The organism is uncultured Roseibium sp., assembly GCF_947496995.1.
Lineage (GTDB): Bacteria > Pseudomonadota > Alphaproteobacteria > Rhizobiales > Stappiaceae > Roseibium.
The window spans coordinates 498,432-518,131 of sequence record NZ_CANMFD010000001.1 but is presented as its reverse complement, the minus strand read 5'-3'; the positions used below and the strand labels follow the sequence as shown (position 1 = coordinate 518,131).

Here is a 19,700-nt window from a genome sequence, read left to right as displayed (position 1 = left end):
CGGCGTTCCCGCTTTTTACATCAGACAGGCGAATATCACCGGTTTGCGTCACGTTATCGCCCGATGCTCGAAACAGGTCTTGTTCGCAGGACCTCCAGCCGGGCAAGGGTTTCACGATCGATATGGAAAAGGATATCTGGCATGGTCAGCATGAAAGCCGCCGTAGTGCGCAAGTTCGGTGCTCCTCTGGACATTTGCGAGGTGGAGAAGCCGGTGGTGACGGACGGCAAGATCGTCGTGAAGGTGGAAGCCTCCGGGGTTTGCCATACGGACCTGCACGCTGCCAATGGCGACTGGCCGGTCAAGCCCAATCCACCGTTCATTCCCGGCCATGAAGGCGTCGGGATCGTCGCCGAGGTCGGTGCCGGTGTCACTGCGGTCAAGGAAGGCGATCGCGTCGGCATTCCGTGGCTGCATTCGGCCTGCGGCCATTGCAGGCATTGCATGGGCGGCTGGGAAACGCTTTGCAACGATCAGCAGAACACCGGCTACAGCGTGAACGGCGGTTTCGCGGATTACGTTCTGGCCGATCCCGACTATGTCGGGCACATTCCGGACGGCCTTGGCCTTGCGGCGGCCGCGCCTGTGCTGTGTGCCGGCGTCACCGTCTACAAGGGGCTGAAGGAAACCGACACCCGCCCTGGCCAGACCGTGGTCATTTCCGGGATTGGCGGCCTCGGCCACATGGCCGTGCAATACGCCAAGGCGATGGGCCTGCATGTGATCGCCGTGGACATTGCCAACGACAAGCTGGAACTCGCCCGCAAACTGGGCGCGGATCAGGTGATCAATGCACTTGAATGCGATCCGGTGGCCGAAGTGCAGGCCGGCGGCGGCGCGGAAGGCGTTCTGGTCACTGCGGTCGCGGGCAAGTCCTTCCAGCAAGGTGTCGGCATGCTGGCGCGCGGCGGCACCATGAGCCTCGTCGGTCTGCCGCCGGAAGACTTCCCCCTGTCGATCTTCGATACGGTGCTGAACGGCAAGACCATCCGGGGCTCCATCGTCGGCACACGGCTCGATCTGCTGGAATCCCTCGCCTTTGCCGCCGAAGGCAAGGTTGCCGCGCATTACACCGAGGAAACGCTGGACGACGTCAACAGCATCTTCGACCGGATGAAGGCTGGCCAGATCGAGGGCCGGATCGTCATGAAGATCTGACTTCGGTGAGCACGTCGGCGGCGTCGGGCTGGCCGGTGGAGACGGAGGGGGAAGCGGCGGGAGACAGGCTGCCTTCATCAAGGAAAAGGTTTGCCGTTTTCCAGGATGGCCTCGGCTTCGCTCCGGAAGGCCGTGACGGTTGAATAGAATGCATCGAACAGCAGATTTCGTTCGTCCGTCAGGGAAAAGACCTCCTCTTGATACTCGCGATGCATGTCGCTCACCGGGACGCGGCGCACGATGTCTGTACGCCCGGTTCCGAACCGCCACATGAAACCGGCCCCCAGTCCGTTGACGACGGCCTCGTAGACCGCGTCGCGGGTATCGAGGGTCAGGAGCGGCGACGGTTCGAAGCCGGCGGTCCGAAAAGCCCGGTCGACCACCCGCTGCGTGGATGATCCCCTTGTCCGGAAAATCAGCGGTTCAGCCATGAGCCGCTCGCATGTCACCGACTTTTCCCGCGACAGCGGGCTGTCGGGATGAACAATCGCGACCACATTCTGCCTTGCCAGCAATTCGCGCCGGAAGCGGCCGTCGGCCGGAACATCCGGCAACACGCCGATATCCACCTCCCGGGTCAGCACCGCACGGGTAATCTGCTCGTGCGATCCGGTCTCCACTGCGATTTCAATGCTCGGATGCCGTTTCAGAAAAAGCGCAATCAACGCCATGCCGGGCATCGAGTTGCCCAGACCGATGACCAGCCGGCCGTTGAGCAGCGTGTTGTGCCGGGTCAGAAGCCGGGTTGCCGAGCGCTCGGCCTCTTCCATGCGCTCGGCGATGTCGCAGAGGTCGTTGCACAGAGGCGTCGGCGACAAAACGCCGTTCTTCCGGTCGAACAGGCGAACGCCGTATTCCGTTTCAAGGTCCTTCACATGCCGGGCGACAGCCGGCTGCGAAATCTTCAGCGTGCGCGCCGCGGCTGCATATGACCCACCGGCGGCGACTGCGTTGACGGCGCGAATACGGGGCAGGGTGACGGACATTTGAGGCTTTCCATCCGGTTTGAAGCAAAAAGTTTCACCGCCCCAAACCTTAAGTTCGTTCTGTAACAGCCACGTCACACAGAACCGACAGTTTGATCCCGACCTCAGCAGGCCGCCTCCACCGGACACTGCTTTTTTGAAAATCGATCTCCGCCGGTCCGACCGGCGGACATGTGAATGCCGACGGCACGGGCTGAGCGGCGAACGGGAAGGTATGGACATCGCAATGCGTGCGCGCACAACAACACTGACCAAATCGCTGAGCGCGGCAGATGTCGATGGCTATGCCGCCATCCTTTGCGATCTGGACGGATGCCTGATCGCGGAGGCGCGCCTCCTGCCCGGAGCACAGGCCTTCGTGCGAGATGCCGCCAACAGGCTGTCGATCGTATCGAACAATTCGGCGGATACCGGCACCACGCTGTCAGGCAAGCTCAAGGCGATCGGCCTCGACCTGCCGGCTGAGCGTATTTTTCTCGCCGGGGAGCTTGCTGTGCGCTCCGTTGCGGCGGAGCGCCCGGGTGCACAAGTGCTTGTGTTCGCGGAACCGCCACTCCAGCGCCTTGCAACGGATCTCGGCCTGAAAGATGCCGATGATCAGGCTGATGTCATCGTGCTCGGCCGCGATACCAGCTTCACCCTGACGTGCCTGGAGCGCGCCCTTCGACTTCTCGACAAGGGCGCGGAGCTGGTGCTCACCAATCCGGATCTCTCCCACCCGAACGGCGATGGACGGCCAGTGCCGGAGACCGGATCGCTTTTCGCGGCGTTCCGGGCCTGCGAGCCGGACATTCCGGCAAGGGTCTTCGGCAAACCCGAACCGTTCCTGATCGAAGCTGCGCTGAACCATGCCGGTGTTGCGGCAAGCGACTCCGTGTTTGTCGGTGACAATGCCGCCACCGATGGCGCCGCCGCCATCCGCGCCGACCTCGATTTCATTCACCTCGTCGCCCACGCGCCCGGAACGTCGGCAGCCGGCTTTCCGGACACCTGCGACAGCCACTGCGAACAGACACCCAGGGAGGTGGCGTCATGCTGATCTACGTATTGCGCGCCCTCGTCAAGATGGCAGTCACCCTGCTCGTCATCGTGACGCTGGTGTTCTTTGCCACGCGGCTCTCCGGCAACCCGGTCGATTTCGTTCTCGGCGACGGCATCAGCCGTGAGGACCGGGAATTGCTGATTGCCTACTATGGCCTGGATGCGACCATCGGAAGCCAGTACTGGCGCTATCTGGTGTCCGTCTTCTCCGGCGAGTTCGGCCTATCCTTCCTCGAGCGCCGCCCGGTGTCGCAGATCGTGTTCGAGCGGGCCTGGCCATCGCTGAAGCTGCTGCTCAGCGCCATAAGCTTCACCCTGATCGTGTCCGTGCCGCTCGGCATCCTGGCTGCGATCTATCGCACCAGCATCATCGGCAGCGTGGTCATGGTCATCGCCTTTCTCGGCTATGCGGTGCCCGCCTTCATCATCGGCATCCTTCTGGTTCTGATCTTCGGCTACACGCTCAACTGGCTGCCGGTGATCGGCGACGGCTCCGCCCTGCATTTCATCATGCCCACACTGGCGATCTCGGGAATGCTGGTCGCCGCCATCACCCGCTTCACCCGCAACGCCATGCTGGACGTTCTCAGCCAGGACTACATGCGCACGGCCCGGGCAAAGGGCCTGCCGGAGTGGGTCGTCATCCTGAAACACGGCCTGCGCAATGCCTCCATCACGCTTCTGTCGGTCATCGGTCTGCAGATCGCAGGGCTGGCGGCTTCCGGCAGCGTGGTCGTGGAAGCAATCTTCGCCTGGCCCGGCATCGGTGACCTGCTCGTGCGGTCCGCCATCCTTCGCGACTATCCCGTTCTTCAGTTCGCCGTGCTGTCGGTCGCCATCGTGGTCATCGTGATCAATGCAGCGGTCGACATTGCCTACGCCTATGCGGATCCGCGCATCCGTCTTGCGAAAGGATGAGCAGATGACCGACTTGACCCAAACCTCTTCATCGCCCGGCTCCGCCCCCTTCCATATTCCGGTGTGGTCGGATGCGAACTGGATCGTCCGCATCGCCCTGCTTGTCGGCCTGGTGCTGATCTTCGTCGCGCTCGCCGCGCCCCTGATCGCGCCTTTCGATCCCAATGCCCAGAGCCTGATTTCCCGGCTGCGGCCACCGGTCGGTTTCGAGCGCTACAAGGACGGTTTCCTTTTCGGCACGGACGAACTCGGCCGGGACATCCTCTCCCGCTGCATCTACGGCCTGCGCCTCACCTTCGCACTGGCCCTGGCGGGCTCCGTCATCGGCCTCCTGATCGGCGGTACGCTGGGTCTGCTGGCCGGTATCGCCGGCGGTGTCGTCGAAGACTTCGTCATGGCCATGGTCGATACCCAGATCGCCATTCCCTTCACCCTGATCGCGCTGCTGATCCTGGCGGTCATGGGGTCGTCTCTCGATGTCATGGTCCTGGTTCTCGGCGTCTACGGCTGGGAGCAATATGCGCGGATCGTCCGGGCGGAAGTGAAGAAGCTGACGCAGATGCCCTTCGTTGAAGCCGCCCAGGCGGCGGGCGCGACGCCTTTGCGGATCGCCTTCCACCACATTCTGCCCAACGTGGTTTCCCCGATCGTCGTCCAATTCACCTTGAATTTTTCCAACATCGTGATCCTGGAATCGACCCTCTCGTTCCTCGGTCTCGGCGTGCAGCCACCGACGGCGACCCTGGGATCCATGGTCGGGATCGGCCGCGACTACCTGCCGACCGCTCCCTGGATCGTGCTCGCACCCGCCGCCGTGATCCTTCTCCTCACCTTCGCAGTCCAGATCCTCGGTGACTGGCTGCGCGACAAGGCGGATGTCCGTCTCAGGTCCCGCTGATCCCGCAACACCAACAGAAGCCGGAACGGCCAAAACAACACCCCCGAAGCCTTGGAGGCTCAAGATGACGAAACTACTGGCAACTACCGCACTGGCATCGCTGATCGCGACCGGCGCATTCGCGAGCGAACTGACCGTTGGCGCCGCCAATGTGTCCAGCTACCTCGATCCGGGCCGCGACCATTCCAACGTCGGCTCGCAGTTCTACTACAACTCGTTCGATACGCTGATCGCCAAGAACCATGACACCACCGACACCGAATGGCGTCCGGGTCTGGCGACCGAATGGAAGCTGATCGAGCCGACCGTGATGGAGCTGAAGCTGCGCGAAGGCGTGAAGTTCCACAATGGCGAAGACATGACGGCAGACGATGTCGTCTTCTCCCTGAACCGCATGTATCAGGCGGACTTTCCGCCCTACCAGGTGCGTGCCCGCGACCGTCTTGAAAACTTCGAGAAGGCCGAAAAGATCGACGACCACACCGTGCGCATCACCGCCAGGCGCCCCGAGCCGCTCTGGGAAACGCTGTTGAACCTGCAGCAGGTCATGATCGTTCCGCTGGACTATACCAAGGGCCTTGCCGGCGACCCGGACAAGATCGAGCATGACGACTACGAAGCCTTCTCCCTGAAACCGGTCGGCACCGGACCTTACAAGGTCGCCGAGTTCGTACCGGGCGAGCGTGTCGTCTGGGAACGGTTCGACGACTTCTGGGGCGAAAAGGCTCCTCTCGACAAGGTCACCGTCAAGCACATGCCGGAAACGGCCTCGCGCATCACCTCGCTGAAGACCGGTGAAGCCGATATCGTCACCAACATCGCTCCGGACCAGCTCGGCCTGATCGAAAACGATCCGGACATGAAAGCAGCCGGCAGCGCCACCGCCCTCTTCCACGTCATGATCATGAACGTGAACCACCCGAAGCTGAAGGACGCCCGCATCCGTCAGGCGATGTCGCTCGCCATCGACCGCGACACGCTCAACGAAGCGCTGTGGGGCGGCAAGGCCGTGGTGCCCTCGACCCATACGCTGAAGGAATTCGGCGAGCTGTACCAGCCGGAGCTGACGACCTTCGAATACAATCCGGAAAAGGCCCGGGAACTTCTGCAGGAAGCCGGCTACGACGGTTTCGAGATCTCCTACTACACGGCTCCCAGCTACTACACCAATGGTCTTCTGGCAGCCCAGGCGATCATGGAAATGTGGGCCGAGGTCGGCATCAATGGCAAGGTCACCGTCCAGGACAAATGGAACGGCGGATCTCCGGACATGATGGCCCGCAACTGGTCCAACCCCATGTATTTCGCCGATCCTTTCGGCTCCTTCGGTGTCATGTGGGCTCCGAACGGCCCGTCGGAATCCGAAGGCCGCTTCAACACGGATGAGGATTACGCCAAGGCCTGGGAACAGTTCCGTTTCTCCGGCGATGTCGAGCTGCGCCGTGCGGCCTATGCCGAGCTGATGGAACGCATCAAGCAGGACCCTCCGGTTCTGCCGCTTTACCGTCCGTATGAAAGCTGGGCGATGAAGAACAACATCGACTGGGCGCCGAAGCCGGGCCACATCCCTTATGTGCTCGATTTCCGCGCCGGCTCGATCGCCGTCAACTAACCAGGACGAGCGCCGCCGGTCCGCCGGCGGCGCTTCCTTCAAAACACGCCTTCAAATCAGGAAAATCGCCCGTGTCAGTTCGTATTGCCGTTGTCGCCGACATTCATCACGGCGCGCCCTCCGCCACCAAGCGCGGCGATACCGCGCTCAACCTGATGGCGGACTTCGCCCGCTTCGCCAATGACGCCAGACCGGATTTCGTCGTCGATCTCGGCGACCGCATTTCCGACATCGGCCGGGACGAAGACCTTCGCCTCGAAAGGGAAGTCGCCGAAGCCTTCAAGGCCATCGAGGCCCCGATCCATCACATCAACGGCAACCACGACCGCGATCATCTGGAGGTTGCCGACAACGAGGCCATCCTCGGCCAGTCGATGATGAACACCACCTTCGATGCCGGCGGCTGGCGGATCGTTTTGTGGCGCGCGGACAGCAAGATCATGCGCACGCCCGAGCATACGGGTTTCATCCTGCGCGAGGCGGACCTTCTCTGGCTGTCACGGGTCGCGCAGACCACCGATCGTCCGCTTCTGGTTCTGAGCCACGTACCAGTGTCCGGCCATGCCCAGACCGGCAATTATTATTTCGAACGCAATCCGTCCGCTTCCACCTACCCGATGGCGGAGCGGGCGCGCGCGGCCCTAGCGCAATGCCGGTTTCCGGTCGTCTGCCTGTCCGGTCATGTACACTGGAACACAGTTACCACCGTCGACGGCATCACCCATCTGACCCAGCAATCTCTGACCGAGAGCTTTACCACCAGCGGCGAACCTGCCGGTGCCTTCGCCCTCCTGGAACTCGATGAAACCGTCTCCTGGCAGGTGCAGGGGCGCGATCCGTTCGCCTTTTCCTTCCGGCCGACGGCAACCCGCTGGACACCGCCAATGCCGGCCTTCAGCCAGCATGTCGAACTTGCCGCAAAAAGACGCGGAGACCTCACATGAGCGGACCTGTCCTTGCCGTTGAGGATCTCAGGATTTCCTTCGGCACGCATGAAGCGGTCAAGGGTCTTTCCTTCGAAATCCATGCACGCGAGACGCTTGCCCTGGTCGGTGAATCCGGCTCCGGCAAATCCGCGACGGCGCTTGCAATCCTCCGATTGATCGAGCGTGAAGGCGGCACCATCCGGTCAGGCCGGATCCTGCTGGCTGACGGCGACGCCAATCAGGACCTGAGACAGCTGGACGACGCACAGCTGACCCGGCTGCGCGGCAATGCGATCTCCATGGTGTTTCAGGAACCGATGACCTCGCTTAATCCGGTTCTGAAAATTGGCGACCAGGTTGCCGAGGTTTTCATCCGGCACCGGGGTCTGTCGCGCCGGGATGCGCTGAAAGCGGCGCAGGAGACTCTGGATCAGGTTCGCATTCCCGAACCGGCCCGGCGGCTGGACCAGTATCCGCATGAGCTTTCCGGCGGCCTGCGCCAGCGCGTCATGATCGCCATGGCGCTTGCCTGCCGGCCGAGACTGTTGATCTGCGACGAGCCGACCACGGCCCTGGACGTCACCACCCAGGCCGAGATCCTGTCGCTGATCAGGAGCCTTCAGGCCGAGATTGGCATGGGTGTCCTGTTCATCACGCACGACATGGGCGTGGTCGCCGAGATGGCGGACCGGGTTGTCGTGCTGCGGCACGGCGAGAAGATCGAGGAAGCGGCCGTGGAGGATCTCTTCGCCCGCCCGCAAGCCGCTTATTCGAAGAAACTCATGGCGGCTACACCGAAGCTGGGCACCGGCAGCAGCACACGCGCGGCAGGCACGAACATGGTGCTGGAGGTTGACGGCCTGTCGACACGGTTCGCTTCGAAAGCGGGGCTGTTCTCAAAGACCTCGCAGGGTGTTCTGGCTGTGAACGGCGTGTCCATCAAGGTCGCGCGGGGAGAGACGCTCGGACTGGTCGGGGAATCTGGCTGCGGCAAGTCCACCCTGGCGCGCTCCATCCTGCGCCTGATCGAGCCGGAAAGCGGTACGGTCCTTCTTGACGGAAAACATCTGACAGGATCCTCGAAAGCGGAACTGAGGCAGAGCCGCAAGGAGGCCCAGATGATTTTTCAGGACCCTTATGCGAGCCTCAATCCACGTCTTCCGGTCCATGAACTGATCACCGAGCCGGCAAGGATCCACGGGCTTGTCTCACGCAAGGACCAGAAGGAGCTGGCGGCGCAGCTCGTGGCAAGGGTCGGGCTTGAAACCGATGCCATCCATCGGTTCGCGCATCAGTTTTCCGGCGGCCAGCGTCAGAGGCTCTGCATCGCCCGGGCTTTGTCGGTCGAACCAAAGCTGATCGTTGCCGATGAAGCCGTTTCGGCTCTCGATGTCTCGATTGCCCGCCAGATAACCGACCTGATGCTGGAACTGCAGGCCCGCGACGGTCTCGCCTTTCTGTTCATTTCGCACGACATCGCCGTGGTCGAACGCGTCAGCCACCGCATCGCGGTCATGTACAGGGGCGAGATCGTCGAGACAGGTCCCGCCGGCCAGTTGCTGGCCGCGCCCCGGCATGCCTACACAAGGCGGCTCCTCTCAGCCGTCCCTTCCGGCATTCCGGTCAGGAGCCGCAAGCAGGCGCCGCGTGTTTTCGCAGAAGACGCACCGGTGTCCCTGTCCGCATAGAACGGAGTCCATCCGCCCGCGACAGCCGCGCGGCCGGATGGTCTTGTCGTTGCCTAAGATAAAGAGAGTGAATGCGGGACGCCGGGATCAGGCCGACTGCATGTCGACGGCAGTCCCGTCGAAACGGTCCGTCGTCGCCGCTTCCGCCAGAAGATGGGCGACATCGGCCCGGCTGGCTTTCGCGCTCCTGTCGACTTCGGCGCCCAGGACGACGCTATCGCTGCGTCCGTCATCGGTCAGCGCGACAGGCCGCAGTATGGCCCAGGTCAGCCCCGAGGCCTTGAGATGCTCGTCGGCGGCATGCTTGGCCTTGAGGTAATGCGCCAGATCGCCTTCCGGATCGCTCTGATCCGCTCCGATGGAGCTCAGCATGACAAAGCGGCTGACGCCTGCCTGTTTCGCCAGATCCACCAGCTTCTGCGCGCCGTCCCGATCGACCTTGTCGGTCATCTCCGCACCGGTGGACCCGCCGGACCCGGCGGCGAAGACAACAACGTCCATACCCGCGCAGACGCCGGATTGCAGATCGGTCAGGTCGCCCTTTCGAAGCGACACGCCCTCAGGCAACGAGCCGGTGTCGGAACTCTCGCGCACAAGCGCTGTGGGTGTATGCCCCATGTCGATCAGTTCGCTGACTACAAGGTGCCCGGTTTTGCCGGTGGCCCCGGCGACGAGAACATTCATGGTCATTCGGATATACCTTTGAAATTATAAAGCTGGTGAATTGGTTCAATCGGGCGGCGCCATGGGACCGGCTGCCTCGACTGCCGCGAGGTAGCCGGGCTGTTCCTGCAATCTCTGCCAATAGGCAGCGACACGCGGGAATTCCTTCAGGAACCCGAAACGCTCCAGGAGGGCGAGAAGATACGACATCTGAATATCGGCCAGTGTCAGCCTGTCGCCGCACAGGAATGGCCCGGAACCCAGTTCCCCGGCGATATAGGACAGGTGATGCTCCAGTGCGGCTCTGGCGGCTTCAGGCACATCCTTGCCCCCGAAAGCGGGCAGGACCGCAGCCAGCACCACCTCACCGAAGGACGCTTCGACATAGTCGAGCAGCGCCTCATGACGCCAGAATGCGGCCGTCCCCCGCTCCGGCTGATGGCTGGTGTCGTCGTATTTCTCAGCCAGATACCGCAGGATCGTAGCGGATTCGGCGACCATCCGGTCGCCATCCTCGATCACCGGCGACTTGCCCAGCGGGTGGATGCGCGCAAGTGCTTCCGGCGCACGAAAGGCGTCGGTACGGTCGTAATCAATCCGTTTGCACGGCTGGCCGAGGTCGTTCAGCAGCCAGAGCACGCGGGTGGCGCGCGAAAATTTCAGAGCGTGAAGCGTGATCATGGCAGGAACACCGCCTTTACGTTGACGAATTCCTTCATGCCAAAACCGCCGTGCTCGCGGCCGTAGCCACTGTCCTTGACACCGCCGAACGGCATATTCGGATCGGCTGCACCAAAGGAATTGATGCGCACCATACCGGTGTCGAAATGCTTGCGCGCCAGCTCGACGGCCCGGTCCTCGTCTTTCGAGAAGATGCCGCCGCCAAGACCGTAGCGGCTGTCATTGGCCAGCCGCATGGCGTCTTCATCGTCCTTCGCGCGGATAACCGCGGCGACGGGGCCGAAGATCTCGTCATCGTAGGCGGGCATGCCGGGTTTGACGTCGACGAGCACAGTCGCGGGATAATAAGCGCCGGTGCGATCGGGAACCTCGCCGCCGCACATGATCCTTGCGCCGTTTGCAACGCTCTTTTCCACCTGGTCGCGTACCGTCTCAAGCTGGTCCCGGCTCGACAGCGGCCCGAGCTGTGTCGCCTCGTCCATCGGATCGCCGAGAGTGATGGCCTGCATCTGCGCCACGAAGGCTTCTACGAAATCATCATGAACCTTGTCGGTGACGATGAAGCGCTTGGCCGACACGCAGGTCTCGCCGTTGTTGTAGAGCCGCCCCATGACGGAGTATTTCACCGCCGTTTCGATATCGGCATCCTCCAGCACCAGGTAGGCATCGTTCGAGCCGAGTTCGAGCACGGTCTTCTTCAACGCCCTGGCGGCAACACTGCCGACATGACGCCCTGCGCCGTCACTGCCGGTGAGTGTCACGCCGCGCACCTTCGGGTGCTCGATCAGCTTGTCGCTGATGTCGTGGTCGATCAGGATCACCTGGAAGAGATCCTCCGGCAATCCGGCCTCGATGCACAGTTCGCGCAGGCGCAGCCCGGAGCCGGTGCAGATGCTGGCGTGTTTCAGCACACAGCCGTTGCCGGTCATCAGGTTGGCCGCCAGCACGCGGACCGGCTGGTACAGCGGGAAGTTCCATGGCTGGATCGAATAGATGACGCCGACGGGCTGATAGGTGACGATGCCGCGCTTGCCTTCGCCGCCATGAGTGCGTTCCTCGTCCGCAAGCACATCCGGTCCGTTCTTTGCGGAATATTCGAAGATCGCCGCGCAGATCTCGACTTCGGTCAAGCCGTCCCTGAGCAGCTTGCCGGTCTCCGCCGTCATCAGCTCTGCCAGCTCATCCGCGTTGTCGCGCAGTGTCGCGGCGATCCTGGTCAGGTAGGGCGCGCGCTCCTTGTGGGACAGCTCGCGCCAGTCCTCGAACGCGGCATGGCTTTTCTCCAGCCGCTCGACCGCCTCGGCCTCGCTCATCAGGTCGTAGGACCGGATTTCTTTCTCCGTCGCGGGATTGACGGTGGTGATCTTCGTCATGTCGGCTCCTGTGCGTGTTCGCTAGGCAAACCGACAGGGCGCCCGGAGGTTCCCTTTTCGGGACCGATCAGGTGGAGAAAGACTTTTTCCGGAGTTTGATCGGGGCCGAACAGGGCGATTGCCGGTCTCAACAATTCACCCGCTACCCTTAACCTTCGTCCAGCTCCCTCAGCACATCCTGCGTTGCAGCGTCGGCCAGTTTTGCGACCGCGTACAGTTCTTCGAGTGCGGCCGTCCGCAAGGCCGGGTCCAGATCGCTCTGGTAGACGACGAACACGGGATTGGAAAAGGACGGCGCGCCGTTGACAAGGTGGAGCTGGCCGGTTTCGAGATAATCGCGGACCAGTCGTGCGGGGAAGTAGGCCGCCTTGTGGGAATTGATGATGAAGTTGAGACTCAAGGCCCCGGTGGCGAAACTCGACCGCGGGATATCCTGATCGGGAAAGGCGGCATTATGCGCCGCGACGAACTCTTCTCCCCAGTCCATGAAAATATAGCGCTCGTCCAGTTCCGGGCCGAAATCGGGATCGGCGGACACCATCACCAGATCGCCGCCCAGAATCTGCTCGACCGTCAAACCCGGCCGAAGCTGGGGACGATACATGATGGCGATATCGAGCACGCCTTCCACCATCTGGCGGATGAGCCTGTCGGCCATTCCCGCCTCGATCCTGAAGGCGACGTCCGGAAGGCGTTGCTCAAGCCGGCCGAACCAGCGCATGGTCAGGCCGGGCAACAGGCTGTACTGGCCGCCAATGACGAGACGCTCGCTATAGCCGGCAGGGACAGACACCTGATGGCGGGCCTCTTCCCACACCTTCACCAGCGTCAATGCAAACCGCTCGAATTGCCTGCCCGCCGGGGTCAGGGACGTGCCTGACCTCGTACGCATGAAGACAGGCTGGCCGAGCAGATCCTCCAGCTTCCTGATCCGCAGCGAAACGGCGGACTGGGTAATGTTCAACCGGCGTGCCGCATTGACGAAATTGCCCGCCGCGATGACTTCCAGATAGGTTCTGGCCAGCAAGATATCCATGCTCTTGCATAAGCATTTCTCGTTTCAACCACAAGTATTATTCGTTTGCCTTATCCTTGGAATGCTCCTAAGGTCATTTTCAGCGCCGGGCAGACCCCGGCTCAGCGCCAAGGTCCGGGTAAAGTCCGGCTCAGCGCCAAGGTAAAGCCGTCGGACGTTCTGTGCCAGAAGCAGCGAACGCAAAGACGACGGGGATCTATGGGCCAACGATGGCTCACTGCTGCCGAAGATGTTCAAGCGTGACGCTTGTGGTCCCGGCGGTTGTTGAGAGCGCCCGAAACCGATCCGGCCCGTTCACCTGAAAGCCGTGCCGAAACCGGCACCTTGTCTCTTGCCTCCAAGCAATGCCCGCAGTCCGCCAACCGCCTGTGCGATCGGGGGACCAACATGAAAGAAACAGAAAAATGAAAACCACAATTCTTGCCGCAGTTGTTGCAGCCGCTATCGCGGCTCCCGTTGGAGCTTCCGCCGCCGAGCAGACACGGCTTGGCGTTCTTGAGTGCACGATCGAAGGCGGCGTCGGTCTGCTGCTTGGATCGAGCAAGAATGGCACCTGCACGTTCATCCAGGCAGATGGCGCGGTGGAAACCTACACCGGCACAATCAGCAAGCTCGGCATCGATATCGGTGTTACGGGTGAGACCTATCTGAAATGGGTCGTGGTCACACCGACCGGCAGCGAAATCGGCACCCACGCTCTTTCCGGCAAATATGTCGGTGTTTCGACCGGCGTGTCTCTCGGCATCGGCCTTGGCGCGAATGCGCTCGTTGGCGGCCAGCTCAAGAACATCGGCCTCCAGCCCCTGAGCGTTGAAAGCGGCACCGGCCTGAACATCGCCGTTGGCGTTTCGTCGCTGACGCTCGACCCGGCTTAAGGGTTGCGGCCGGGCGGACATCCTCCGCCCGGCCAGTACAAGACGTCACCGGGCAAACTGCGGGACTTTCCAAGCAGTTTGCCCGGAACAATTTCAAGCTGTGATTTCAGAGGGCAGCCCCATAAAATTACGCTCTCAGACAGCAATCCGGCTGCGGAGAGCCACGTCAAAGCCTTTGCGCCATACTCCAGGGTACGAGCCGGGAAAGGCGCCTGGTCACGATCTCATAAACGAGGATGACATCGCAGGGAGGTTTTCAATGACCGATGGTCTCAAAAGTCAGCGTGAACCGCTCGAGGAAGACGGCCTTCTGTTCGGCTGCGTGCTGGACGGAGAAGGCGGCGCGAGCCTTGTGAACTGGGCGGAGGTCGAGGCATGGTCGCAAACCGGTCCTGCCTTGTGGATACATCTCGATCGTGACAGCGAGCGTGTCCAGACCTGGCTGAAGCATGAAAGCAATCTTACCGGACCGACTGTCGAAGCCCTGCTGGCGGAAGAAACCCGTCCCCGGGTCTTCCGGGGAAAGCGCGGGTTCGTGACCATCTTGCGCGGGGTGAACACCAATCCGGATGAAGATCCGACCGACATGATCGCCATGCGGATGTGGTCGGATGGCCACCGGGTGATCACAATCCGGCAACAGCGGCTGCTGACGCCCCGGGACATATTGCGCCAGCTGATCGAAACGGAAACAGGACCGACAACCGCGGCGCAATTGTATGAGCGGCTGATCCATCGGATTACCGAAAGGATGGCCGAGGTCCTTGCGTCCGTCGACAACCGGCTTTTCCAGATCGAAGAGAATATCGATATCGCCCTGGCCAGCGAGCAGCGCAGGCAACTGTCGGCCCTGCGGCAGGAAGGCGCCGCGCTTCGCCGCTATATCTCCCCGCAAAAGGAAGCTTTGACGAATATCCTGATCGAGCCGCCATCGTGGTTTGACGATGAAAGCCGGTTGAGATTGCGCGAAACCACGGATCGTGTCGTGCGATATGTCGAGGAAATCGATGCGGCGCGCGAGCGGGCGATGGTGATCAAGGATGACATTGCCAACCAGCTCGCGGAGGCGACCAACAAGACCTTGTACATACTGGCGATCATATCGGGAATCTTCCTGCCGCTGTCGTTCTTCACCGGGTTGCTGGGCATAAATATCGGCGGCATGCCGGCAGTGGACAACGACAGTGCATTCTGGATTTTCTGTATCCTGATGCTGGTGGTTCTGGCCGGGGAGCTGGCGATATTCCGCCGCCTCGGTTGGCTTTAGGGCGTAAACTCACAATCGATGAAGCGGCATTGAAAATCAGAAGAAACGGGGATCGACCATGGCTAGCCCTATCGTTACGGCGCAGGTTTCAACACCGGCGGACACGCAACCGGAAACCGCCGAGGCGATCATCGAGGATGTCACTTCGGGCCTCTCGCCGATTGTCGAGTTCGTCGTCGATACCACCGTGCATGTGGCCGATCAGCTGCTGTCCTACCAGGGTCTTTACCAAGTCGGCCTGATTGCCGGTTGCGCAACGCTCGCATGGCTGGCCGCCCGGCCGGCGAGGCAGATGGTTGCCGGACTGTGGCCGACCTCCGGCGAGTCGAAGACCTTTCTTCGAAACGCCTTCCTGGTCGTTCAGAGACTGATATTTCCGGCGATCCTGGCTTTGCTGCTGTGGATCGGCGCCACCGTCTTTCGCTCGCTGGGAACAGGGAACGACCTGGTTCGGCTTGTTGCCAGCCTGCTCCAGGCCTGGATTCTCATTCGGTTGTTTTCCGCCTTCGTCCGCGACCCGCTCTGGTCGCGAACATTCGCGACGATTGCCTGGCTGATCGCGGCGCTCAACATCCTGCGGCTGCTGAACCCCACCATCGCGATCCTCGACAATTTAGCTCTCAGTTTCGGTGAGACGCGCCTGTCGGTCTACATGGTCATCAAAGGCGTCATCATTTTCGGCCTGCTCGTCTGGGTGGCTTCACTGGTCAGCCGTTTCATTCAGGCCCGTGTCAACCAGCAGGGAGATCTGACACCTTCTGTCAGAACGCTGATCAGTCAATCCGTGCGGATTGCCATGTTCTTCGCCGCGATCATGTTCGCGATGAATGCCATCGGCGTCGACCTGACCGCGTTTGCCGTCTTTTCCGGTGCCGTCGGTGTCGGCATCGGCTTTGGCTTGCAGGCGATCTTCAGCAACCTGGTCGCCGGGATCATCATACTGTTTGAACGCAGCATCACGGTCGGCGACTTCGTCGAGCTTGAATCCGGGCTGACCGGGGAAGTTCGCGAAATCAACATCCGCTCAACGCGCGTCACCACCAACGACAATGTCGATATTCTGGTCCCGAACTCGGAATTCATCAACAATCGGGTCACCAACTGGACGCTGCACGAGAATTTCAAACGCACCCGCATTCCCTTCGGCGTTGCCTATGGCACCGACAAGGAGCTGGTTCGAAAAGCCGCGCTGGAAGCCGCTAGCTCCGTCCCGCACATGCTGACAGGCGACAGGGTCAAACCGCCGGAGGTCTGGCTTGTCGGGTTCGGAGAAAGCAGCCTGGATTTCGAACTGGTGGTCTGGCTGAAGCCTGAATCCGTGAGCCGGCCCGCGAAGGTCAGCGCCGACTACAACTGGGCGCTGGAAACCGCGCTGACGAAATACGGCATCGAGATCCCCTTCCCCCAGCGCGACCTGCATATCCGCTCCAGCGCCATACCGATCAAGCTGTCGGCGGAGAGTGAAAGCGAGAATTGAGCAAAACAGACAGGCACTGTCTTCAAAGCGAGCGCGCCATTCGCACGGCCCAGGAGCGCATATGAAAAAGCGCTCATGACAACGGTCTGATATAAAGGAAAATTCTCTCGACGAGTGGAATGGTGGAGCCAAGGGGAATCGAACCCCTGACCTCTTCGCTGCCAGCGAAGCGCTCTCCCAGCTGAGCTATGGCCCCTTTATTCCTAAACCGCCGGATCTGGTCTCCGGCGTCGATGGAGGCGGAACATAGTCACACCTCCAGGCAAGATCAAGCAGAAAATGGAATGATTTTTTCTGCCACGTCCGTAACTGCGCGGACAGGGATAAATCCCTGTCCGAACATGGATTTAGCGGTCCGGATCTTCGTCGATTTCCACCCGGATCGGCGGGACTTCGTCCTCGTCCTCGTCTTCATCGTCGATGAAAACGCCGTCATCGGTTGCGTCATCGTCATCGACGTCGACTTCCGCGTCTTCCAGATCCGGGACAACTTCGCCGGTGTCTTCGGTTTCCGCGTCAGCTTCTTCCAGCGGCACGGTGTCCGGTGCCGTCACGTCGTCGTCGTCATCCTCTTCCTCGGGCTTTTCCGCCGCCTTCGCCGCTTTCGCGGCACGTGCGGTCATCACGGTTTCAAAAACCGTGCCGCATTTCGGACAGGTAATCGGATCCCGGTTGAGATCGTAGTATTTCGCGCCGCAGCTCGGGCACAGCCGCTTTGTGCCAAGTTCAGGTTTTGCCACTGTGCTCACCCTCATCGTTATGTCGCTGTCGAGATCAACAGATGTTCAACCGGGCTCGATTGATCATCGGGAAGCTGATCCATTCAAAAGTGATAGAGCGTTCTGCCTGCGTTCAGTCGAGCGCAGACGCTCCGGAAATTGTGGGCCGCCCCATAGCGTCAAGCCGGACCCCTGTCAAAGACAAATCAAGACAAATTCCTTATTCCACCCATTGTTCTGCATGTTGCGCGGCAAATTTCAAGCGTTCGGATGGATGACGGCGCTGCATCCACATGATAGGACGTGACACCTTTTGACAACCGTTCCAAGTTCCGGACATTGAAAATGTCACATGATTCCGCGCCTGCGCCCCTCACGTCCAGCACGGGCAACTCCCTGACCGGCACCATCCGCGTGCCGGGCGACAAGTCCATTTCCCACAGATCGTTGATGTTCGGCACCCTGGCCGTCGGGCGCACCACCGTAAAAGGCCTGCTTGAGTCGGAAGACGTTCTGGCCACCGCGGACGCCATGCGCGCGGTCGGCGCGACGATCGAAAAGCAGTCCGACGGCTCCTATACGGTCGACGGCATCGGCCTTGGCAGCCTGCTGGAGCCGGAGCATGTCATCGACTTCGGCAATGCCGGCACCGGCGTGCGCCTGACCATGGGCATCCTCGGCAGCCACAACATTGCCGCAACCTTCATTGGCGATGCGTCGCTTTCCAAACGTCCCATGGGCCGCGTGCTCAATCCTCTGCGCGACATGGGCACGAACGTGATTGCCCGGGACGGCGACCGCCTGCCCGCTTCGATCCGCGGACCCGAACAGGCCCTGCCGCTCACCTACCGTGTGCCGATGCCTTCCGCCCAGGTCAAATCCGCCGTGTTGCTGGCCGGGCTCAATGCACCGGGCGAGACTGTCGTGATCGAACCGGTCCCGACCCGCGACCATACGGAAAAGATGCTGGCCGGCTTCGGTGCCGAGATTTCCGTCAGCCTGAACGAAGCGGGCGAGCGGGTCATCCGGCTGAAAGGTCAGCCGGAGCTGAAGCCCCAGGATATCGACGTGCCGGGCGACCCGTCCTCGGCGGGTTTTCCGATCGTTGCCGCGCTGATCGTTCCGGGATCGGACGTCACCATCGAAAATGTGCTGCTCAACGAGCATCGCACCGGTCTCATCACCACGCTGATCGAGATGGGCGGCGATATCGAGATCGTCAACCGCCGGGAAACCGGCGGCGAAGAGGTCGGCGACCTCAGGGTGAAAGCCAGCCAGTTGAAGGGCATTACCGTGCCGGCCAATCGCGCGCCGTCGATGATCGACGAATATCCGGTGCTGGCCATCGCTGCCGCCTTTGCCCAGGGCGATACGTTCATGCCCGGGCTGGAGGAATTGCGGGTGAAGGAATCGGATCGTCTGGCGGCTGTCGCCCGCGGGCTCGAGGCCAACGGCATTCCCTGTGTGGAGACCGAGGATACGCTGACCGTCACGGGCGGCGCCAACGCCATCGGCGGCGGAACGGTGATTACCCATCTGGACCACCGCATCGCCATGGCCTTCATGGTGCTGGGCATGGCCGCACACAAGCCGGTGACGGTCGACGATGGCGCAGTCATCGCCACCAGCTTCCCGGACTTCACCGCGCTGTTTTCGGACCTGGGCGCCAAATTCGCCACCAGCGCCAGCGAGGCCGCATGATCATTGCAATCGACGGACCGGCCGCTTCCGGCAAGGGAACGCTCTCGCGGCGGCTGGCGGCGCATTTCGGTCTCCGCCATCTGGACACGGGTCTGACCTACCGCGCGGTCGCCGCCGCGCTGCTGGCCAAGGGTCTGCCGCTGGGCGACGAGACAATTGCCGTGGAGATCGCGCATAATCTCGACCTGGCGCAGATGGACAAGTCCGTTCTGGCCTCTCACGAGATCGGCGAGGCCGCCTCGCGGATCGCGGTTCTCGGCGGCCTGCGCAAGGAGCTGGTCGAACTGCAGCGCCGGTTCGCCGAAAAGCCTCCCGGGGCCGTGCTCGACGGGCGGGACATCGGTACGGTTGTCTGTCCGGACGCCACGGTGAAACTCTTCGTCACCGCCTCGGCGCAAGCACGCGCGCGCCGCCGGACCGACGAAATGATCGCCAAGGGACAGGAGGCGAATTACGCCTCCGTGCTGGAAGATCTGAAGCGCCGGGACGAACGCGACAGCCAGAGAACCGTGGCTCCGATGAAACAAGCAGAAGATGCGGTCTTGCTTGATACGACAGAAATGGATATAGAAACCGCGTTCCAGGCGGCGGTGGATATCGTATCGCGCGCCTGACGATGCCAGATCGGGACGGGGCTCACCCTTGGTGTGCCCCTGTTTGTGCATCGCGAACGCATTCGGT

18 protein-coding genes and 1 tRNA gene are annotated in these 19,700 nt (G+C 61.7%); 12 read left to right on the top strand and 7 right to left on the bottom strand.

The genetic code is table 11. The annotated features are described in order from the left end of the window. The first annotated feature begins 141 nt into the window (after nucleotides 1-141). Nucleotides 142-1,158, top strand: coding sequence for an alcohol dehydrogenase AdhP (gene adhP / locus Q1B40_RS02320; RefSeq protein ID WP_103220767.1), 1,017 nt, complete (start codon nucleotides 142-144; stop codon nucleotides 1,156-1,158). A 77-nt stretch (nucleotides 1,159-1,235) separates the two neighbouring features. Here adhP and Q1B40_RS02315 read toward each other — a convergent pair whose 3' ends face one another. After that, nucleotides 1,236-2,144, bottom strand: a complete 909-nt coding sequence (locus Q1B40_RS02315) for a LysR substrate-binding domain-containing protein (RefSeq protein ID WP_299809385.1) — start codon at nucleotides 2,142-2,144, stop codon at nucleotides 1,236-1,238. Nucleotides 2,145-2,370: 226 nt separating this feature from the next. On the opposite strand from Q1B40_RS02315, the gene Q1B40_RS02310 reads away from it, so the two are divergent. The 6 genes from Q1B40_RS02310 (at nucleotide 2,371) to Q1B40_RS02285 (ending at nucleotide 9,227) form a co-directional block, all read left to right on the top strand. Next, nucleotides 2,371-3,183, top strand: a complete 813-nt coding sequence (locus Q1B40_RS02310; RefSeq protein ID WP_299809382.1) for an HAD-IIA family hydrolase — start codon at nucleotides 2,371-2,373, stop codon at nucleotides 3,181-3,183. Further along, complete coding sequence (locus tag Q1B40_RS02305; RefSeq protein ID WP_299809379.1) at nucleotides 3,177-4,103, top strand: ABC transporter permease; 927 nt, start codon at nucleotides 3,177-3,179, stop codon at nucleotides 4,101-4,103. The genes Q1B40_RS02310 and Q1B40_RS02305 overlap by 7 nt, the downstream gene beginning before the upstream one ends. Nucleotides 4,104-4,107: 4 nt before the next feature. Continuing rightward, a complete protein-coding gene (locus Q1B40_RS02300; RefSeq protein WP_299809376.1) occupies nucleotides 4,108-5,001 on the top strand; it encodes an ABC transporter permease in 894 nt (297 codons plus the stop codon). 64 nt (nucleotides 5,002-5,065) lie between these two features. Next, the gene (locus tag Q1B40_RS02295) at nucleotides 5,066-6,613 is read left to right on the top strand and encodes an ABC transporter substrate-binding protein (RefSeq protein WP_299809372.1); all 1,548 of its coding nucleotides are present in this window, start codon (nucleotides 5,066-5,068) and stop codon (nucleotides 6,611-6,613) included. 71 nt (nucleotides 6,614-6,684) lie between these two features. After that, complete coding sequence (locus Q1B40_RS02290; RefSeq protein ID WP_299809369.1) at nucleotides 6,685-7,557, top strand: metallophosphoesterase; 873 nt, start codon at nucleotides 6,685-6,687, stop codon at nucleotides 7,555-7,557. Then, nucleotides 7,554-9,227 (top strand): ABC transporter ATP-binding protein, encoded by a 1,674-nt coding sequence (locus tag Q1B40_RS02285; RefSeq protein ID WP_299809366.1) that lies wholly within the window; start codon nucleotides 7,554-7,556, stop codon nucleotides 9,225-9,227. The genes Q1B40_RS02290 and Q1B40_RS02285 overlap by 4 nt, the downstream gene beginning before the upstream one ends. Before the next feature lie 87 nt (nucleotides 9,228-9,314). Here the strand turns inward: Q1B40_RS02285 and Q1B40_RS02280 are convergent, their stop codons facing one another. The 4 genes from Q1B40_RS02280 to Q1B40_RS02265 all read right to left on the bottom strand — a co-directional run bounded on the left by Q1B40_RS02280 (nucleotide 9,315) and on the right by Q1B40_RS02265 (nucleotide 12,980). Then, nucleotides 9,315-9,917: an SDR family oxidoreductase gene (locus Q1B40_RS02280; protein WP_299809364.1), complete on the bottom strand. Its 603-nt coding sequence runs from the start codon at nucleotides 9,915-9,917 to the stop codon at nucleotides 9,315-9,317. A gap of 39 nt (nucleotides 9,918-9,956) precedes the next feature. Next, a complete protein-coding gene (locus Q1B40_RS02275) occupies nucleotides 9,957-10,571 on the bottom strand; it encodes a glutathione S-transferase family protein (RefSeq protein WP_299809361.1) in 615 nt (204 codons plus the stop codon). After that, on the bottom strand, nucleotides 10,568-11,944 hold the full coding sequence (locus tag Q1B40_RS02270; protein ID WP_299809358.1) for an NAD-dependent succinate-semialdehyde dehydrogenase: 1,377 nt from the start codon (nucleotides 11,942-11,944) through the stop codon (nucleotides 10,568-10,570). Before Q1B40_RS02270 ends, Q1B40_RS02275 begins: the two co-directional genes overlap by 4 nt. Nucleotides 11,945-12,092: 148 nt before the next feature. Beyond that, complete coding sequence (locus tag Q1B40_RS02265) at nucleotides 12,093-12,980, bottom strand: LysR family transcriptional regulator (RefSeq protein ID WP_299809356.1); 888 nt, start codon at nucleotides 12,978-12,980, stop codon at nucleotides 12,093-12,095. 404 nt (nucleotides 12,981-13,384) lie between these two features. Between Q1B40_RS02265 and Q1B40_RS02260 the strand changes: the two genes are divergently transcribed. The 3 genes from Q1B40_RS02260 (at nucleotide 13,385) to Q1B40_RS02250 (ending at nucleotide 16,599) form a co-directional block, all read left to right on the top strand. Further along, a complete protein-coding gene (locus tag Q1B40_RS02260) occupies nucleotides 13,385-13,855 on the top strand; it encodes a DUF992 domain-containing protein (protein ID WP_299809353.1) in 471 nt (156 codons plus the stop codon). A gap of 259 nt (nucleotides 13,856-14,114) precedes the next feature. Next, nucleotides 14,115-15,122 (top strand): zinc transporter ZntB, encoded by a 1,008-nt coding sequence (locus Q1B40_RS02255; RefSeq protein ID WP_299809351.1) that lies wholly within the window; start codon nucleotides 14,115-14,117, stop codon nucleotides 15,120-15,122. Nucleotides 15,123-15,180: 58 nt separating this feature from the next. Then, a complete protein-coding gene (locus Q1B40_RS02250) occupies nucleotides 15,181-16,599 on the top strand; it encodes a mechanosensitive ion channel domain-containing protein (RefSeq protein ID WP_299809348.1) in 1,419 nt (472 codons plus the stop codon). Nucleotides 16,600-16,719: 120 nt separating this feature from the next. Here the strand turns inward: Q1B40_RS02250 and Q1B40_RS02245 are convergent. Next, nucleotides 16,720-16,795 (bottom strand) — tRNA-Ala (locus tag Q1B40_RS02245). A 151-nt stretch (nucleotides 16,796-16,946) separates the two neighbouring features. After that, nucleotides 16,947-17,339, bottom strand: coding sequence for a TIGR02300 family protein (locus Q1B40_RS02240; RefSeq protein WP_299809345.1), 393 nt, complete (start codon nucleotides 17,337-17,339; stop codon nucleotides 16,947-16,949). 324 nt (nucleotides 17,340-17,663) lie between these two features. Between Q1B40_RS02240 and aroA the strand changes: the two genes are divergently transcribed. Both aroA and cmk read left to right on the top strand, forming a co-directional pair. Beyond that, nucleotides 17,664-19,019: a 3-phosphoshikimate 1-carboxyvinyltransferase gene (gene aroA, locus Q1B40_RS02235; RefSeq protein ID WP_299809342.1), complete on the top strand. Its 1,356-nt coding sequence runs from the start codon at nucleotides 17,664-17,666 to the stop codon at nucleotides 19,017-19,019. Then, nucleotides 19,016-19,633, top strand: coding sequence for a (d)CMP kinase (gene cmk, locus Q1B40_RS02230; protein ID WP_299809338.1), 618 nt, complete (start codon nucleotides 19,016-19,018; stop codon nucleotides 19,631-19,633). The genes aroA and cmk overlap by 4 nt, the downstream gene beginning before the upstream one ends. The last annotated feature ends 67 nt before the right edge of the window (nucleotides 19,634-19,700 follow it).